This is a genomic window from Bacillus sp. SRL337, from assembly GCF_984799155.1.
In genome coordinates, this window is sequence record NZ_OZ481793.1 from 3,501,732 (window position 1) to 3,516,062 (window position 14,331).

Annotated in this window: 12 protein-coding genes; 2 read left to right on the forward strand and 10 right to left on the reverse strand. The window is 43.3% G+C overall.

Translation table 11 applies throughout. The annotated features are described in order from the left end of the window. Positions 1–122: 122 nt before the first annotated feature. From hflC to AC4E8A_RS17790, 5 genes are all read right to left on the reverse strand, one after another. Complete coding sequence (gene hflC / locus AC4E8A_RS17770; protein ID WP_490194923.1) at positions 123–1,058, reverse strand: protease modulator HflC; 936 nt, start codon at positions 1,056–1,058, stop codon at positions 123–125. Further along, on the reverse strand, positions 1,051–2,013 hold the full coding sequence (hflK, locus tag AC4E8A_RS17775) for an FtsH protease activity modulator HflK (RefSeq protein ID WP_490194925.1): 963 nt from the start codon (positions 2,011–2,013) through the stop codon (positions 1,051–1,053). The genes hflC and hflK overlap by 8 nt, the downstream gene beginning before the upstream one ends. A 460-nt stretch (positions 2,014–2,473) precedes the next feature. Next, positions 2,474–4,255 (reverse strand): two-component system histidine kinase PnpS, encoded by a 1,782-nt coding sequence (gene pnpS / locus AC4E8A_RS17780; protein WP_490194927.1) that lies wholly within the window; start codon positions 4,253–4,255, stop codon positions 2,474–2,476. After that, complete coding sequence (locus AC4E8A_RS17785) at positions 4,252–4,971, reverse strand: response regulator transcription factor (RefSeq protein WP_490194929.1); 720 nt, start codon at positions 4,969–4,971, stop codon at positions 4,252–4,254. Before AC4E8A_RS17785 ends, pnpS begins: the two co-directional genes overlap by 4 nt. Positions 4,972–5,161: 190 nt before the next feature. Beyond that, positions 5,162–5,638: a MaoC/PaaZ C-terminal domain-containing protein gene (locus AC4E8A_RS17790; RefSeq protein WP_490194930.1), complete on the reverse strand. Its 477-nt coding sequence runs from the start codon at positions 5,636–5,638 to the stop codon at positions 5,162–5,164. A 268-nt stretch (positions 5,639–5,906) separates the two neighbouring features. Here AC4E8A_RS17790 and AC4E8A_RS17795 point away from each other — a divergent pair, with 268 nt between their 5' ends. Next, a complete protein-coding gene (locus AC4E8A_RS17795; RefSeq protein ID WP_490194932.1) occupies positions 5,907–6,035 on the forward strand; it encodes a hypothetical protein in 129 nt (42 codons plus the stop codon). Between the two features lie 290 nt (positions 6,036–6,325). Here the strand turns inward: AC4E8A_RS17795 and mdh are convergent, their stop codons facing one another. The 3 genes from mdh to citZ form a co-directional block, all read right to left on the reverse strand. Next, positions 6,326–7,264: a malate dehydrogenase gene (mdh, locus tag AC4E8A_RS17800; protein WP_490194934.1), complete on the reverse strand. Its 939-nt coding sequence runs from the start codon at positions 7,262–7,264 to the stop codon at positions 6,326–6,328. A gap of 91 nt (positions 7,265–7,355) precedes the next feature. Then, positions 7,356–8,624: an NADP-dependent isocitrate dehydrogenase gene (gene icd, locus AC4E8A_RS17805; protein ID WP_490194936.1), complete on the reverse strand. Its 1,269-nt coding sequence runs from the start codon at positions 8,622–8,624 to the stop codon at positions 7,356–7,358. A 157-nt stretch (positions 8,625–8,781) separates the two neighbouring features. Then, the gene (gene citZ, locus AC4E8A_RS17810) at positions 8,782–9,900 is read right to left on the reverse strand and encodes a citrate synthase (RefSeq protein ID WP_490194938.1); all 1,119 of its coding nucleotides are present in this window, start codon (positions 9,898–9,900) and stop codon (positions 8,782–8,784) included. Positions 9,901–10,547: 647 nt separating this feature from the next. Here citZ and ytvI point away from each other — a divergent pair. Then, positions 10,548–11,672, forward strand: coding sequence for a sporulation integral membrane protein YtvI (ytvI, locus tag AC4E8A_RS17815; RefSeq protein ID WP_490194940.1), 1,125 nt, complete (start codon positions 10,548–10,550; stop codon positions 11,670–11,672). Between the two features lie 296 nt (positions 11,673–11,968). On the opposite strand, the gene AC4E8A_RS17820 is transcribed toward ytvI, so the two are convergent. Then, on the reverse strand, positions 11,969–12,355 hold the full coding sequence (locus tag AC4E8A_RS17820) for an FxsA family protein (protein ID WP_490194941.1): 387 nt from the start codon (positions 12,353–12,355) through the stop codon (positions 11,969–11,971). A 167-nt stretch (positions 12,356–12,522) separates the two neighbouring features. Then, complete coding sequence (gene pyk / locus AC4E8A_RS17825; protein WP_490194943.1) at positions 12,523–14,283, reverse strand: pyruvate kinase; 1,761 nt, start codon at positions 14,281–14,283, stop codon at positions 12,523–12,525. Positions 14,284–14,331 lie beyond the last annotated feature (48 nt).

Here is a 14,331-nt window from a genome sequence, read left to right on the forward strand (position 1 = left end):
TTGTTGAAAAATACGACAAAAAAACCGCTATATTTCCTTCATTCTATCATGTTCAGAATAGAAAGGAAAAATAACGGCCCTGCTGCCGGCATGGACGCCGGCTTACCTATTTAGTTAATTTTTTATTCTGTATACCCTTGCAGCAGTTTGGCATAAGGGGAGTCAGATGGAAGGACCAGGACAGTTTCTCCATCCACTGTTTTCTTATAAGATTCAAGAGTCCTGAATAATTGATAGAACTCAGGATCCTTGGAGAAGGATTCATTATAAATCTTGGCAGCCGCTGATTCACCTTCAGCTCTGATGACATTCGCATCCGCCTTTGCCTTGGCAAGCAATTCAGTGACTTCCCGGTCAGTATCCGCCATGATTCTCTGCTTTTGGGCATCCCCTTTGGAGAGATACTCCTGAGCGGTTTTTTCCCTTTCCGAAATCATCCGTGTGTAGACAGAATTTTCATTTGCTTCCGGTAAGTCCGTTCGTTTCATCCTGATATCTGTTACAGTGATTCCATAATCCCCATTATCAAGAAGGTCATTCACTCTTTCCGTCACTCTGTCGTTAAGGCTTCCCCTGGCAGATTTCTCATCATTGATGACTTCTGCATAGTTCAACTTACCCAGCTCAGCACGGACAACCGAGTAAATGAACTCTTCCATTCTTGTTTCTGCATTGATGACATTCCTTGCATTGGAAATCATTTTAATCGGATCTTCAATTCTCCACACAGCATAGTTATCAATCAGCATTCTTTTTTTGTCTTTCGTATTGATCTCAGCTTCAGAGACATCATACGTCATTTGATATTTTGGAAGAGTTGAAACGGTTTGGATAAACGGGATCTTATAATTCAGCCCCGGTTCCTCTTCAATCCTGACCACTTCACCAAACTGCCGTACAACCCGGTATTCCCCTTCCTTAACGATAAATACATTCAGCAGTACCAGCAGCAATACAGCTATTACAGCTATCAAGAAAATGCCAATCTTCGTGTACTTCCTCCATTCAATCTCCGGTTTCTTTTTATCATTCAAGTTGGTAATAATGGAATCACTCATTTTCAGCATTCCCTTCTTGACCTTGGACAGGCTTTTCTTTTTCTAATGGACGAATCGGGAAGTATTTCATTGTGTTTCCGTCGTCATTCATGATATAAACTTCGGCTTCCGGTAAAACCTGCTCAAGAGTTTCCAAGATTAAACGCTGTTTTGTAATTTCCGGATTCCCTTTATATTCAGCATATAATTTATCAAAGACAGCTACATCTCCACGAGCCTGCTCTATTCTTGCCGATTTGTCACCAGTTGCCTTGGAAACGATCGCATCCTTTTCACCTTGTGATTCATTCAGTCTCTGGTTCTGGTATTTCTCCGCTTCATTGATTTTAGTGTTCATCGTTTCGCGGGCATCCGTTACATCAGTGAATGCCTTCCGGACATCATCATTCGGAAGCTCAACATCCTGAAGCTTAACTCCGATAACAGAAATACCAATATCATACTTATCGACTAACGTCACGAGAAGGTCCCTGACATCAGCTTCAATTTCCGCTTTCCCGGAAGTCAATGCCTCATCAATTTCAGTGCTCCCGATGATACTTCTTAAAGAAGAAGAAGTTGCATCGTATAGTATTTCTTTAGGATCTTCTGCATTGAATAAATATTTTTCAGGGTTTGTAATCTTCCACTGAACGACTAAATCCGCCAGTACAATATACTCGTCACCAGTGATCATCTTCGTTTCTTTAGGAAACTCGGTGATTTTCCCATCTTTTTCTTCATAGCCAAACTGAAGGCTGTAAGTTTCCTTTGATAATTTTTCCACTGTCTGAATCGGCCACGGCATTTTGAATTTCAAACCGGATTCTGTAATCGTCTCCCCGGCCTCCCCAAATGTCAGGACGACAGCCTGGTCGGATTCATCAACAGTGAACCAGGATGTAAACAGAATCAATAGCAGAACAACAGCTCCTGCTACCATTCCCGCAACCTTATAGATTTGCTTCAGGCTCATTCCCATTCCCCTTTCAATCTCGATACCTACTATACGGTGCAAATAACAAAAAGGTTTCATTTATATTACGAAAACGAAAATACCAATCGAAACGCCACGGTCACCGCCGTACAAACTGGAACGCACCCGTCTTTGACATAGGAATCACCGTCAAAACAATGTTCAACTGGGTACGGATGGGAGAGTCTCGATTCATTTGCACCTTTGAATCACCCACCACATGGAAGGCATTCCAGGACTGAGCAAATTGACAACTCGAAAAGATGAACCTGGGAAATAAGAAATTGTATCATGATAAGAGGAGAGGCAGATTAAAGAAGTAACCCAATAAATAGAAAAGGTGAGAACGGGGTCAGTTCTCACCTTTTCATGGCTCCTTGGATGAAGGGGTTTTCACTTAGTATAGTAACACCCATTTATTAAGCTCCATTGAAAGAATTGTAAAGCTAATGTAAAGTTACTAGTTTTCTGCAAAACCATCCTCCGGCATCCTTTTTAGCAGAGTAACTGTAAAGAGCGTGCCTTCATTTACTCTGCTCTCCACTTCTATATTTCCACCATGTGCCTCTATCAGGTGTTTTACAATGGCCAATCCCAGCCCGGTCCCCCCAGAGTCGCGGCTTCTGGCTTTATCGACCCTGTAGAACCTTTCAAAGATCCGGGGGATTTCTGTTTCCTCTATTCCGATGCCGCTGTCACGGACCCTCATGACCACAGTTGAATCCGTTTGGCTTAATGAAACCAAGACTTCACCGCCTTCTGGAGTGTACGTAAGTGCATTTCCAATCAAATTGATGAATACTTGTTTGATTCGGAAACTATCCACCTCAGCCACCGCAGGCTCATCTGCATGCAGTTTAAGCTGGATTCCTTTTTTCATAGTCTTGTTCTCAAGGATCGTGATGACCTCTTTCAACGTCTCACTGATATCGGCTTCTGCTAGATTAAGTTCAAACCCCTGCTTTTCCATTTTCGAAAGATCAAGCAAATCAGTAATCAATGATTGAAGCCTGTCGCTTTCACTCAAGATGATGTTCAGGAACATTTTCAGTGTTTCTTCGTCATCCATTGCTCCGTCCAACAATGTTTCACTGAATCCTTTTATGGAGGTAATCGGTGTCCGAAGTTCATGGGAAACATTAGCCACGAAATCTTTCCTCATTTGCTCGAGCTTTTTTAGCTCTGTGATATCATGAAAAACAAGCACAATGCCTTTCCACTCTTCCTTCATGCTTATGATCGGTGCACCATAAACCTCAAAGTGCCGTCTTTCTATTTTAAGAGGAAGAAGAAGCTGCTTGCGGATCTTTTGCTCCGTCATAAAAATCTCTTCTACTAATTTATTCACCTCAGGAAAGGTGATGAGGTCGTAATATCGTTTATGGTTAGTCCGTTCAGAATCTATGGCAAAAAACTCTTTGAAAGCCTTGTTGGTCAAAACGGCAAAGCCTCTATGGTCGATCAACAGCAGTCCGCTTCCCATACTTTCAATGAGTGTCGTCAAGCGATTTTGCTGGATTTCCTGGGCTGAAGTCATGTCCTGGAGGTTTCTGGCCAATATATTGATGGACGTACTCAACATACTGGTTTCATCCATCCGATCCTCATACGTCCTGGCGCGATAGTTTCCTTTAGCCAGCTCCATCGCCACCTGTGTGGCAGAATCAATCGGTTTTGTATAACGTGAGGTGATTCTTGCCCCGAGCATGATAATGACTGCAAGGGCAAGACCCAGTGATATCGATAACACTGCCCAAATTTGCTTGTAGCCTGCAATCAGTATATCTACACGGGAGCTCAATATTAATAAGGAAGAATCCTCACCGGATCCAATCGGCTGCCAGTAATACACCACATCGCTGCCGCTTTTGATCATTGTATTTTGAGCCTGTCCGCTATTCCACTCTTCCGTGATTTCTGAAATGGCATTCCTTTGCTTTTCCTCATCCATATCAGTAAATGGACTGCTGTCCTTCAGGATTTGGCCATCCGGTCCCGCAATAGTGACCCTGATATCCAGCAAACGGCTGATTTCCTCTATCTGATCCTCTGAAACGGATTGCGGCTCCTGGTCGGTAATGACCTCATTCACTACTAGTTTCGCCTCTTTTTCAATTCTGTTATTAAAAGATTGGAGATAGTAGCTCTTGAACATTTGTCCCAGCAGCACTCCGAGACCAATAAGCACCCCAATGATCAACATAATGAGAGCAAACAGGAGCCGGGATCTGAATTTGATCATGAACCTCTCTGCTCTTCCAGCTTATAGCCCAAGCCCCTGATTGTTTTTATATAGGAAGGTTTCTTCGTATTTTCTTCAATCTTTTCCCTTAAGTGGCTGATATGTACATCGACTATCCGTGTATCACCGGCAAAATCATAATTCCAGACCGCGCTAAGCAGCTGGTCTCGAGTCAAAACCCTGCCCCGGTTCTCTGTTAAATATAATAGAAGTTCAAATTCCTTTGGCGTCAGTTCCAACAAGCTGCCAGTAAAGTAAGCTTCATATTGTTCAGGATATACTTTCAGTTCCCCTACTTGCAGATAATCCTTTTGTTCTGCACGCAGATGTTCTGCAGCATCAATGACAGCCTGGCTTCTGCGCAAGATGGCTTTTACCCTTGCCATTACTTCTCTGGGGCTGAACGGTTTAGTCATATAATCATCGGCACCAAGCTCAAGCCCCAATACTTTATCAAATTCATCGTCTTTTGCGGTGAGCATCAGAATGGGAATCATCACTTTTTGCTGACGGATCTGTTTACACACTTCAATCCCGTCCATTTTTGGAAGCATCAAGTCAAGGATCATTAAGTCAGGTATATGTTCCAACGCCAAATCTCTACCTTCTTCACCGTCATATGCCGTGATAACTGAATAACCCGCCTGCTCAAGATTGTACTTCAGAAGCGTGACAATTGAATGCTCATCGTCGACTATAAGAATCTTTTTACTCATAAAGTGTTCCTCCGTCTACCCGTATTAAAAACCCCAACATCCAAAAATATTTAATTATGATTTTATTATAATATAAATAATCCCCACAATCCCGTACCAATCATATAAATTCCACTTTAGATTCCTTTACGGCCAGGAATTTTGGATAAAAAAAGACCAACCGGCATACCGGTCAGCCTAGCTTCGCCTATTAGAAATTTTCAAGTGTACTGCCATTCATCTTTTCAAGCTTATGAGGAGGACAAACGTCGATCGACCCTTTTATGACCGTCTCTTCCTCTTCATTCGTCGCAATCACATCCACCGTAACCAAGTGACTTTTGCTGTCTATATTCTTCACTTCAAAAAGAAATTGGACGGTATCATAATGATATACAGGTTTTGGAAACTCAAGAACCTGCTTCATGATATGGGAACCTGGACCCGGCAGATATTTTGAGATAGCTGAGCTGATGATGCCTGTCAGCATAACTGCTGGAACCAACGGTTTCTTGAATGGAGTCTGTGAGGCATAATCATGCTGTATGTATAAAGGATTGGCGTCGTTGGTCAGTCCCAAATACAGAAGCAGATCTTTGTCTTCTATCTTTTCTGTCAATGTCAGTTTCTCACCAACTGAAATATCTTCAATCTTTCTGCCCGGCTTACGTTTTTTACCTAATAACATGCTGGCGCACCTCCGTTGTAACCGATTACAATTAAGAATAGAATAAATACTCTTTATTGTCTGTCTATTTATATATTACCATTTATAGTATGACCTTACAAAGGGGAATTTTTCAGGAGAATTGAAATTAGTGTCTTTAATGGCCGGCTCTTTTCGTATAGACCCTTGCTATTAGGAAGAGGTTGTTGAGATTAGCCAGGTAGGTGCAGGCGCTGAATTAAAAAGCCGGAGCGGCCGTTCAGCGGCGTACAGATTGGAGGGCTTCTCCATGAGCTATAGGTTCTCAACGAACAGAGTGACTTATGAAAGAATGGAGACCGAAATCTGGCAGCCGCTTGGCCTTGGAGCTGGATTCACAAGCAGAGAGACTGAAAGTCCGCTAGGCGCTGGCCGCTGAAACTAGATGAGTCCCGCAGGAGGACGCAATTATTTCACGTATATAGATCTAGCTATCTTGCACAAAACAAACTTTAAAAAGGCCTATATAATTTACTGTTATTGTGAAAGCAAGTTCGCGACAGCTTTTTGAAAGACTGAATCTCCAGCTTGGAATCTTATTCAATTAGATGTTATAAGTAAGGCTGATCCCAGGATCAGCCTCTCCCGTATTTACTACCCACCTGAATGTTCTGTTAAAAAACAAAAAAACCGAACTCAGACACTCGAATTCGGCTTCTTTCTTTACAGTTATTTTAAAACATCCATTACATTTTTGACAGAATCTGCAGACTTTGAAAGTGCTGCCATTTCGTCTTCTTCCAGTTCCAGTTCTATGATTTGTTCAAGTCCATTTCCGCCCAGGATTGTCGGTACACCAAGGTAGATTCCTTCAAAGCCATACTCTCCTTCCAGATAAGCGATTGCCGGGATGACTCGGCGTTGATCCCTGAGGATGGCTTCGATCATTTGAACAAGGGAGGCAGCAGGTGCATAATACGCACTTCCGTTTCCTAACAGGCCTACGATTTCACCGCCGCCTTTACGTGTGCGTTCCACTATTGCTTCCAAACGCTCTTTTGGAATTAATTTTTCCAATGGAATCCCGCCAGCATAAGAGTAGCGTACCAGCGGAACCATATCATCACCATGTCCGCCCAGAACGAACCCTGTTATGTCTTTGACTGACAGGTTCAATTCCTGGGCAACAAATGTACGGAAACGAGCGGTATCCAGTACACCCGATTGGCCGATGACTCGATTCTTAGGGAATCCCGATTCTTTGAAAACAGTGTAAGTCATCGCATCGACCGGGTTTGTCAAAACGATGATGATACTCTCAGGAGAATACTTAACAATTTCCTGTGTTACAGATTTCATGATCTTTTGATTTGTCTGCACAAGATCATCACGGCTCATGCCCGGTTTACGGGCAATACCCGCTGTAATCACGACGATATCGGATTCCTTTGTATCTTCATAGTTTGAGGTGCCGGTAATTTTCGCATCGAATCCTTGGACAGGGCTGGCTTCTTCCATATCCAAAGCTTTTCCCTTAGTGGGATCTTCCATTTGCGGAATATCGACAAGCACGACATCGCCCAGTTCTTTCTGTGCTGCCATCAATGCTGTTGTAGCACCTGTGAATCCGCCGCCGATAACTGAAATTTTCTTACGTCTGATTGCCATAAGAATCGCCCCCATTTATTAGTTTTTTAACAGAGCCGGCTTGCATAAATGCAAGCCGGCTCGTTTTCATTCAAATGAATGGAATATGATACTACATGTTTTTAATTAATGCTGTACCGAACTCAGAACATTTAACTTCTGTAGCACCATCCATTAGACGTGCGAAATCATATGTTACGACTTTAGACGCAATTGTTTTTTCCATTGATTTTGTAATCATTGCAGCAGCTTCCGTCCAGCCAAGGTGTTCAAGCATCAGTACACCTGAAAGGATAACAGAAGATGGATTGACTTTATCTTGTCCAGCATATTTAGGTGCTGTCCCATGAGTTGCTTCAAAGATCGCATGTCCAGTATCGTAGTTGATATTTGCTCCAGGAGCGATTCCGATTCCTCCTACTTGTGCAGCAAGAGCATCCGAGATATAGTCTCCGTTCAGGTTCATTGTAGCTACTACATCGAACTCAGCCGGGCGCGTAAGAATTTGTTGTAGGAAAATATCAGCGATGGCATCTTTCACGATGATTTTGCCAGCTGCTTCTGCATCAGATTGAGCTTGGTTTGCTGCATCCAAGCCTTTATCATCTTTGATACGGTCATATTCAGCCCATGTGAATACTTTCTCACCGAATTCTTTTTCAGCAAGCTCGTAACCCCAGTTCTTGAAGGCACCTTCAGTGAATTTCATGATGTTGCCTTTATGTACAAGGGTAACAGACTTGCGGCCTTCTGTGATAGCATAGTTGATTGCCGCACGAACAAGGCGTTGTGTACCTTCTTCAGATACAGGCTTGATTCCGAGACCGGATGTTTCAGGGAAACGGATTTTGTTTACGCCCATTTCATTTTGAAGGAAAGAGATCAACTTTTTCACTTCATCAGAACCTTTGGCATATTCAATACCTGCATAGATGTCTTCTGTATTCTCACGGAAGATAACCATGTCAGTATCCTCAGGACGTTTTACAGGAGAAGGTACACCTTCAAAATAACGTACCGGACGAAGACAAGTGAACAAGTCCAGCTCTTGGCGAAGAGCAACGTTCAATGAACGGATTCCGCCTCCGATAGGTGTTGTAAGAGGTCCTTTGATCGCGATGAAATATTCGCGGACTGCGTCAAGGGTTTCGCTTGGAAGCCATTCGCCAGTTTGATTGTAGGCTTTTTCTCCAGCTAATACTTCTTTCCAGACAAGCTTGCGCTCACCATTGTAAGCTTTTTCAACTGCTGCATCTAATACACGGGAAGCCGCAGCCCAGATATCAGGACCAGTTCCGTCACCTTCGATAAAAGGAACGATTGGATTGTTTGGTACATTCAAGCTGCCATTTTCAACAGAAATTTTTTGACCTTCAGACATAATATTACCTCCATATTCATGATTAAAGGGACTGACAAAAGGCATGAATACCTTTGGAATCAGACCCGCTTTATTGTTGACGGAAAAGGCCCGGCTATATAAAAGCAAAAGCCTTTTCCATTGTCATTACACCAGATATTAAGCTTTTTGTAAAATATTAACCGCGCTGTTCTAAAGGTATATACTCCTGCTTTCCAGGACCAATGTAATCCGCACGAGGACGGATCAGGCGGTTATTGCTGTACTGCTCAAGGATATGTGCAAGCCAGCCTGACACCCGGCTCACCGCAAAGATCGGTGTGAACAGGTCATGGTCGATTCCAAGGCTGTGATAGACAGAAGCTGAATAGAAATCAACATTTGGCGGCAATCCTTTTTCAGATGTCACGATGTCTTCAATCTTCGTGGACATTTCATAGTATTTGCTTTCGCCTCTAAGCTCAGTCAGTTTCTTGGACATCTCTTTCAAGTGTTTTGCTCTTGGGTCACCCTGCTGATAAACGCGGTGGCCGAAGCCCATGATTTTTTCTTTGTTATCCAGCTTTTGGCGGATGACAGATTCTACGTTGTCTACTGAATCAATCTCCGTAAGCATTTTCATCACCTGTTCGTTGGCACCGCCATGAAGAGGTCCTTTCAACGCGCCGATAGCGGCAGTTACGCCAGAATATACATCTGACAGTGTCGCCACACATACACGCGCAGTGAAAGTGGATGCATTCAGTTCATGGTCCGCATGAAGAACGAGCGCCTTGTTGAATGCTTCAACTTCGATATCTGCAGGCTCATTGCCTGTTAGCATGTATAAGAAGTTTGCCGCAAAACCAAGGTCAGTCCTTGGAGCGATTGGTTCTTTTCCACTGCGGATCCGAGCAAAGGATGTAACTATAGTAGGGATTTTAGCTTGAAGGCGAACGGCTTTGCGGAAGTTTGCTCCTTCTTCCATTACATCGGCTTCTTCATCATACAAACCAAGTAATGAAACAGCTGACCTTAAGGCAGCCATAGGATGGACCTCTTTGATTGGATACATTTTGAAGTGCTCGATTACTTCCTTAGGCAGGGCAGCATTCTCTGCCAGCTCCTTTTTCAGCTCGTCAAGCTCGGAAGCCGCAGGCAATTTAAGATTCCATAATAGATAGATGATTTCTTCAAAGCTGGCATTGTTTGTTAAATCATCGATATTGTAGCCTACGTATGTAAGGGTATCATCAATGATCGAACTGATTGATGAAGTAGTAGCTACAACACCTTCTAATCCACGAGTTGTTGTCATTAAAAACCTCTCCTTTATCTGAATTTCGCCAGTTGTCCACTATAAGATGAACTAGTTTCCAAGAGAAATATAATCTCTTAAAAAAAGGCTTGTTCCAAAATATAACGATAATTGGTATAAGACCAGCGCTATCGAGCGCTCGCTCAACAAAGTACCACACACTCATCCCGGGGATTCAGAATTTACTCCGGATTCAAATAATGGGATGCGCTTTCATTTTCTATTATAAACAATTATCTGACTTTTGTGAATGAAAACGGATTAATTTCTACAATAATTATTTTAGTAGAAAAATAAACAACTCTATTTCTATCTCTATCTTAACATAGTATTTCCATTTCTTCTAACCATTATTGATTCTCGCCTGACCTGCCGGAAACCCATGGCCGTATAAGGGTTTAAACCTATCCAACCGAGGAGATTATCTTTCTGGCCACTAGTGATCAGAAGGAAAATGATAGTATATGGGGAAACTAATAAGTTTCCATACTTTCTCAATTTATTTTCCGAGCTGCCAACAAGGAATTGAAAGAATATGCAAGTTTTACTCAAGAATTCCTTTATCCCCCCAGAAGTATCTTTCTTTCATAATAGTGCTCATATAAAATAGAATAGTAATATATTGAAAATATCCTGGGGGGACATGAATGAATGTAGAATTTCTTTACCGCTGCTTGCGTTTTTTATTTGTCACAGCGGTAGTAGTTTTAACGGGGATAGCCATCTTTTACATCTCCAAGGTGACCTATCCATTCATCATCGCTTTAGTAATCGCCCTTCTTATTAACCCATTTGTAAACTTCCTGGAGAAGAAAGCTAAAATGCCGCGGGGGCTGGCTGTCGCACTTGCCTTGATTCTGATCATCGCCTTGTTTGTCGGCCTCATCACTTTGCTGATCACGGAAATAGTATCTGGTGCCAATTATCTGTCAGATGTTGTTCCCAGGCATGTAGATACTCTTGTGGAGTACTTCGAAAACTTTGTAGCTGGACAAGTCATACCTTTTTACCATCAAATCAGCGGTCTGTTCAAAGACCTGGAGGCTGGACAGCAGGGAGCCATTCTGGAAAACATTCAAGCAGCTGGCGAAAAAATCGCCTCCTCAGCAGGTGATTTTTTACAAAACTTCTTTCAGAAACTGCCGAATCTGGTTTCCTGGATTCCAAATGCAGCTACAGTCCTGATTTTTTCTGCATTGGCGACTTTTTTTATCAGCAAAGACTGGTACCACCTTTCAGAAAAATTCGCCAAATATGTTCCTGTCAAAGCTGCAGTGAGCAGCAGGAGAGTCTTCACCGACCTAAAAAAAGCACTGCTTGGATTCATTCGTGCCCAGTTTACCTTAGTTTCGATTACAGCAGTGATTGTGCTCATCGGACTTTTGATTCTGCGTGTTGATTATGCGATTACCATTGCCCTGGTCAGCGGACTGGTGGACATCCTCCCATACCTTGGGACCGGTGCCGTGTTTGTACCATGGATCATTTACGAGTTGATCATGGGGAACATCGGCCTGGCTGTCGGACTGGGTGTACTCTATCTGGTAGTTGTGGTCCAAAGGCAGATCATGGAACCAAAAGTCCTATCTTCCAGCATCGGGCTGGACCCTTTAGCGACTTTGATCGCCCTTTTCGTAGGGTTCAAACTCGTAGGCTTCCTCGGCCTTATTCTCGGCCCTGTTACCCTGGTGATTTTATCTACCCTGCGAAATGCAGGTGTGTTCCATGATTTATGGATGTTCATTAAAGGGAAAACTGATATAAAAGAATAAAATTTTGCAGGCTTTTACAGAGAGGTTTTTCATTCATGTTGGGGATCATTTAAGGCTTTTATGGGAGGTTTGTGATTTCTGGCGGCCAGCACCATGTCGGAGGCAAGAGTTTTTTATTGTTTGGCCCGGCTTTGAACTCCAGCTGCCTCCTGGATCTCCTTCCCACCTGGACTCCTCTCTCTTTTGAACTCCTAAGCCTGGACAGATCTCCCTTTCTCCGTCTCTTCACTCTTTTTTGAGCTCTAGTTTCCCTTCATACAAAAAAGCCCCGTTCAAAGAACGGAGCTTTTGTTTGTTTATCGATATATTATAACGTTGCCGTTGTTGATCCACCTTCTGAATAATCTATAGATGAATGGTTTGACCACTTTTCTTGTCTGTGGGAACAACAGAATAAAACCAATGGCATCCGTTATGAATCCGGGTGTAAGAAGCAATACCCCTCCTACCAGGATACACAGCCCATCGACGATGACATCCCCGGGAAGCTGGCCAGTCCTGATTTCTTCCTGAACGTTCCTTATGGCCTGAAGACCCTGCTTTTTTGCCAAATAAGCGCCAAGGACGCCTGTAGCAATAATTAATAGAATTGTCGCGGGTACTCCGAAGGTCTGCCCGGAAAGGATCAAGAGTCCTATTTCAAGTGCAGGCACTACGATTAAGAATAACATCATATATCTCATTATTTTGATTCCCCCATTTTTGTTGGACAACCTGTATTTATTATATCATATGACGTCAAAATGAACTGATGCCAGGATACGGCAATTTTCCAACAATTCGATACTCCCAAAAAAAGAAAAGTGACGTCCCTCTACGGAGACATCACTATCTTCATAAGACCTATTAATTACAGTACACTTGCATGTCCGTCATAAATGACCCCTCTAGAGGAATCCACTGTGATTTCCTGGCCATCTTTCAATAGGGACATTGCATTTTCCACCCCGACAATGACAGGGATTCCGATATTGATTCCAACAACTGCAGCATGGCTTGTCAGCCCGCCTTCTTCTGTAATCAGGGCGGAACATTTCTCAAGTGCCGGTACCATATCTTTGTCGCTTCCCACAGTAACAAGAATGGAACCTGGCTGTACTTTTTCATTGGCTTCGGCAGCATTCTTGGCAATTACCGCTTTTCCGTATGCTGTTTTACGTCCGATTCCCTGCCCTTTTGCAAGGATATCGCCGACAACATGAATCTTCATAAGATTTGTAGTTCCAGACTCGCCAATCGGCACACCAGCAGTGATAATGATTCGGTCACCGTGTGTGATGATACCTGAGTTTACGCTTTCCTCAACGGCCATTTCCAGCATTTCATCTGTAGTGGAAACCTTTCGGCCGCTTTGGGAATACACACCCCAAACCAACGCAAGCTTGCGAGAGACAGAATCACTGGCTGTTACCGCAATGATAGGCGCTTTAGGGCGGTACTTGGAAATCATTCTTGCTGTATGGCCGCTTTCTGTCGGAGCCACAATGGCATTGACAGATAAGTTGATGGCTGTATGGGCAACAGATTGCCCAATGGCATCCGTCATATTATGTCCAGTGTCTTTGCTGCGATTGGAAAGGACCTCTTTATAGTCAAGCGCTGTTTCTGCACGAGAAGCAATATTATGCATCGTTTGAACAGCCTCTGTCGGGTAGGCACCAGCTGCGGTTTCACCTGAAAGCATAATGGCGTCCGTCCCATCAAAGATTGCGTTTGCCACGTCACTCGCTTCCGCCCTTGTCGGACGTGGGTTGCGCTGCATGGAGTCAAGCATTTGCGTTGCCGTGATGACCGGCTTGCCTAATGCATTACATTTTTTAATCAACGCTTTTTGTACAAGAGGCACTTCTTCGGCCGGGATTTCTACTCCCAGATCGCCTCGGGCTACCATCAAACCATCGGAAACTTCCAGTACTTCATCGATATTATCGACACCTTCCTGGTTTTCGATTTTAGGCACGATTTGGATAGTTGCAGCATTATTATCCTCTAGCAGCTGACGGATTTCCAATACATCGGAAGCACGTCGAACGAAAGAGGCTGCGATAAAGTCCACACCCTGTTCGATACCAAAGAGAATATCACTGGCATCCTTATCAGTGATACCAGGCAGGTTCACAGATACACCAGGAACATTGACACCCTTCTTGTTTTTCAGTGTCCCGGAGTTAAGTACTTTCGTCTTAATTTCCCCTGCACCTTTATCAAGGGAGATGACCTCAAGACCAATTAAGCCGTCATCCAAAAGGATTTTGGATCCAACTTCTACATCATCAATCAGACTATCGTAAGTAATGGAGAACTTTTCAGGAGTTCCAAGGACTTCCTGCATGGATACAATGGCTTCAGATCCTCTTTCAAGCTCGATTGCACCATTTTCCATGTTGTTCGTCCGGATTTCCGGCCCTTTCGTATCTAGAAGGATACCAACTGTCTTTCCTGTCTTTTCAGCAGCTGTCCTAATGTTTTGGATCCTCGCTCCATGCTCTTCATGATCTCCATGAGAGAAGTTCAAACGAGCTACATTCATTCCAGCTTCAATTAGTTCTGTTAACTTTTCTACCGATTCACTCGCCGGTCCTATGGTACATACAATTTTTGTTTTTCTCATTCCTACATGCCTCCTGGATATTTCCTGTCATTTTCAATCTTTCTGCAA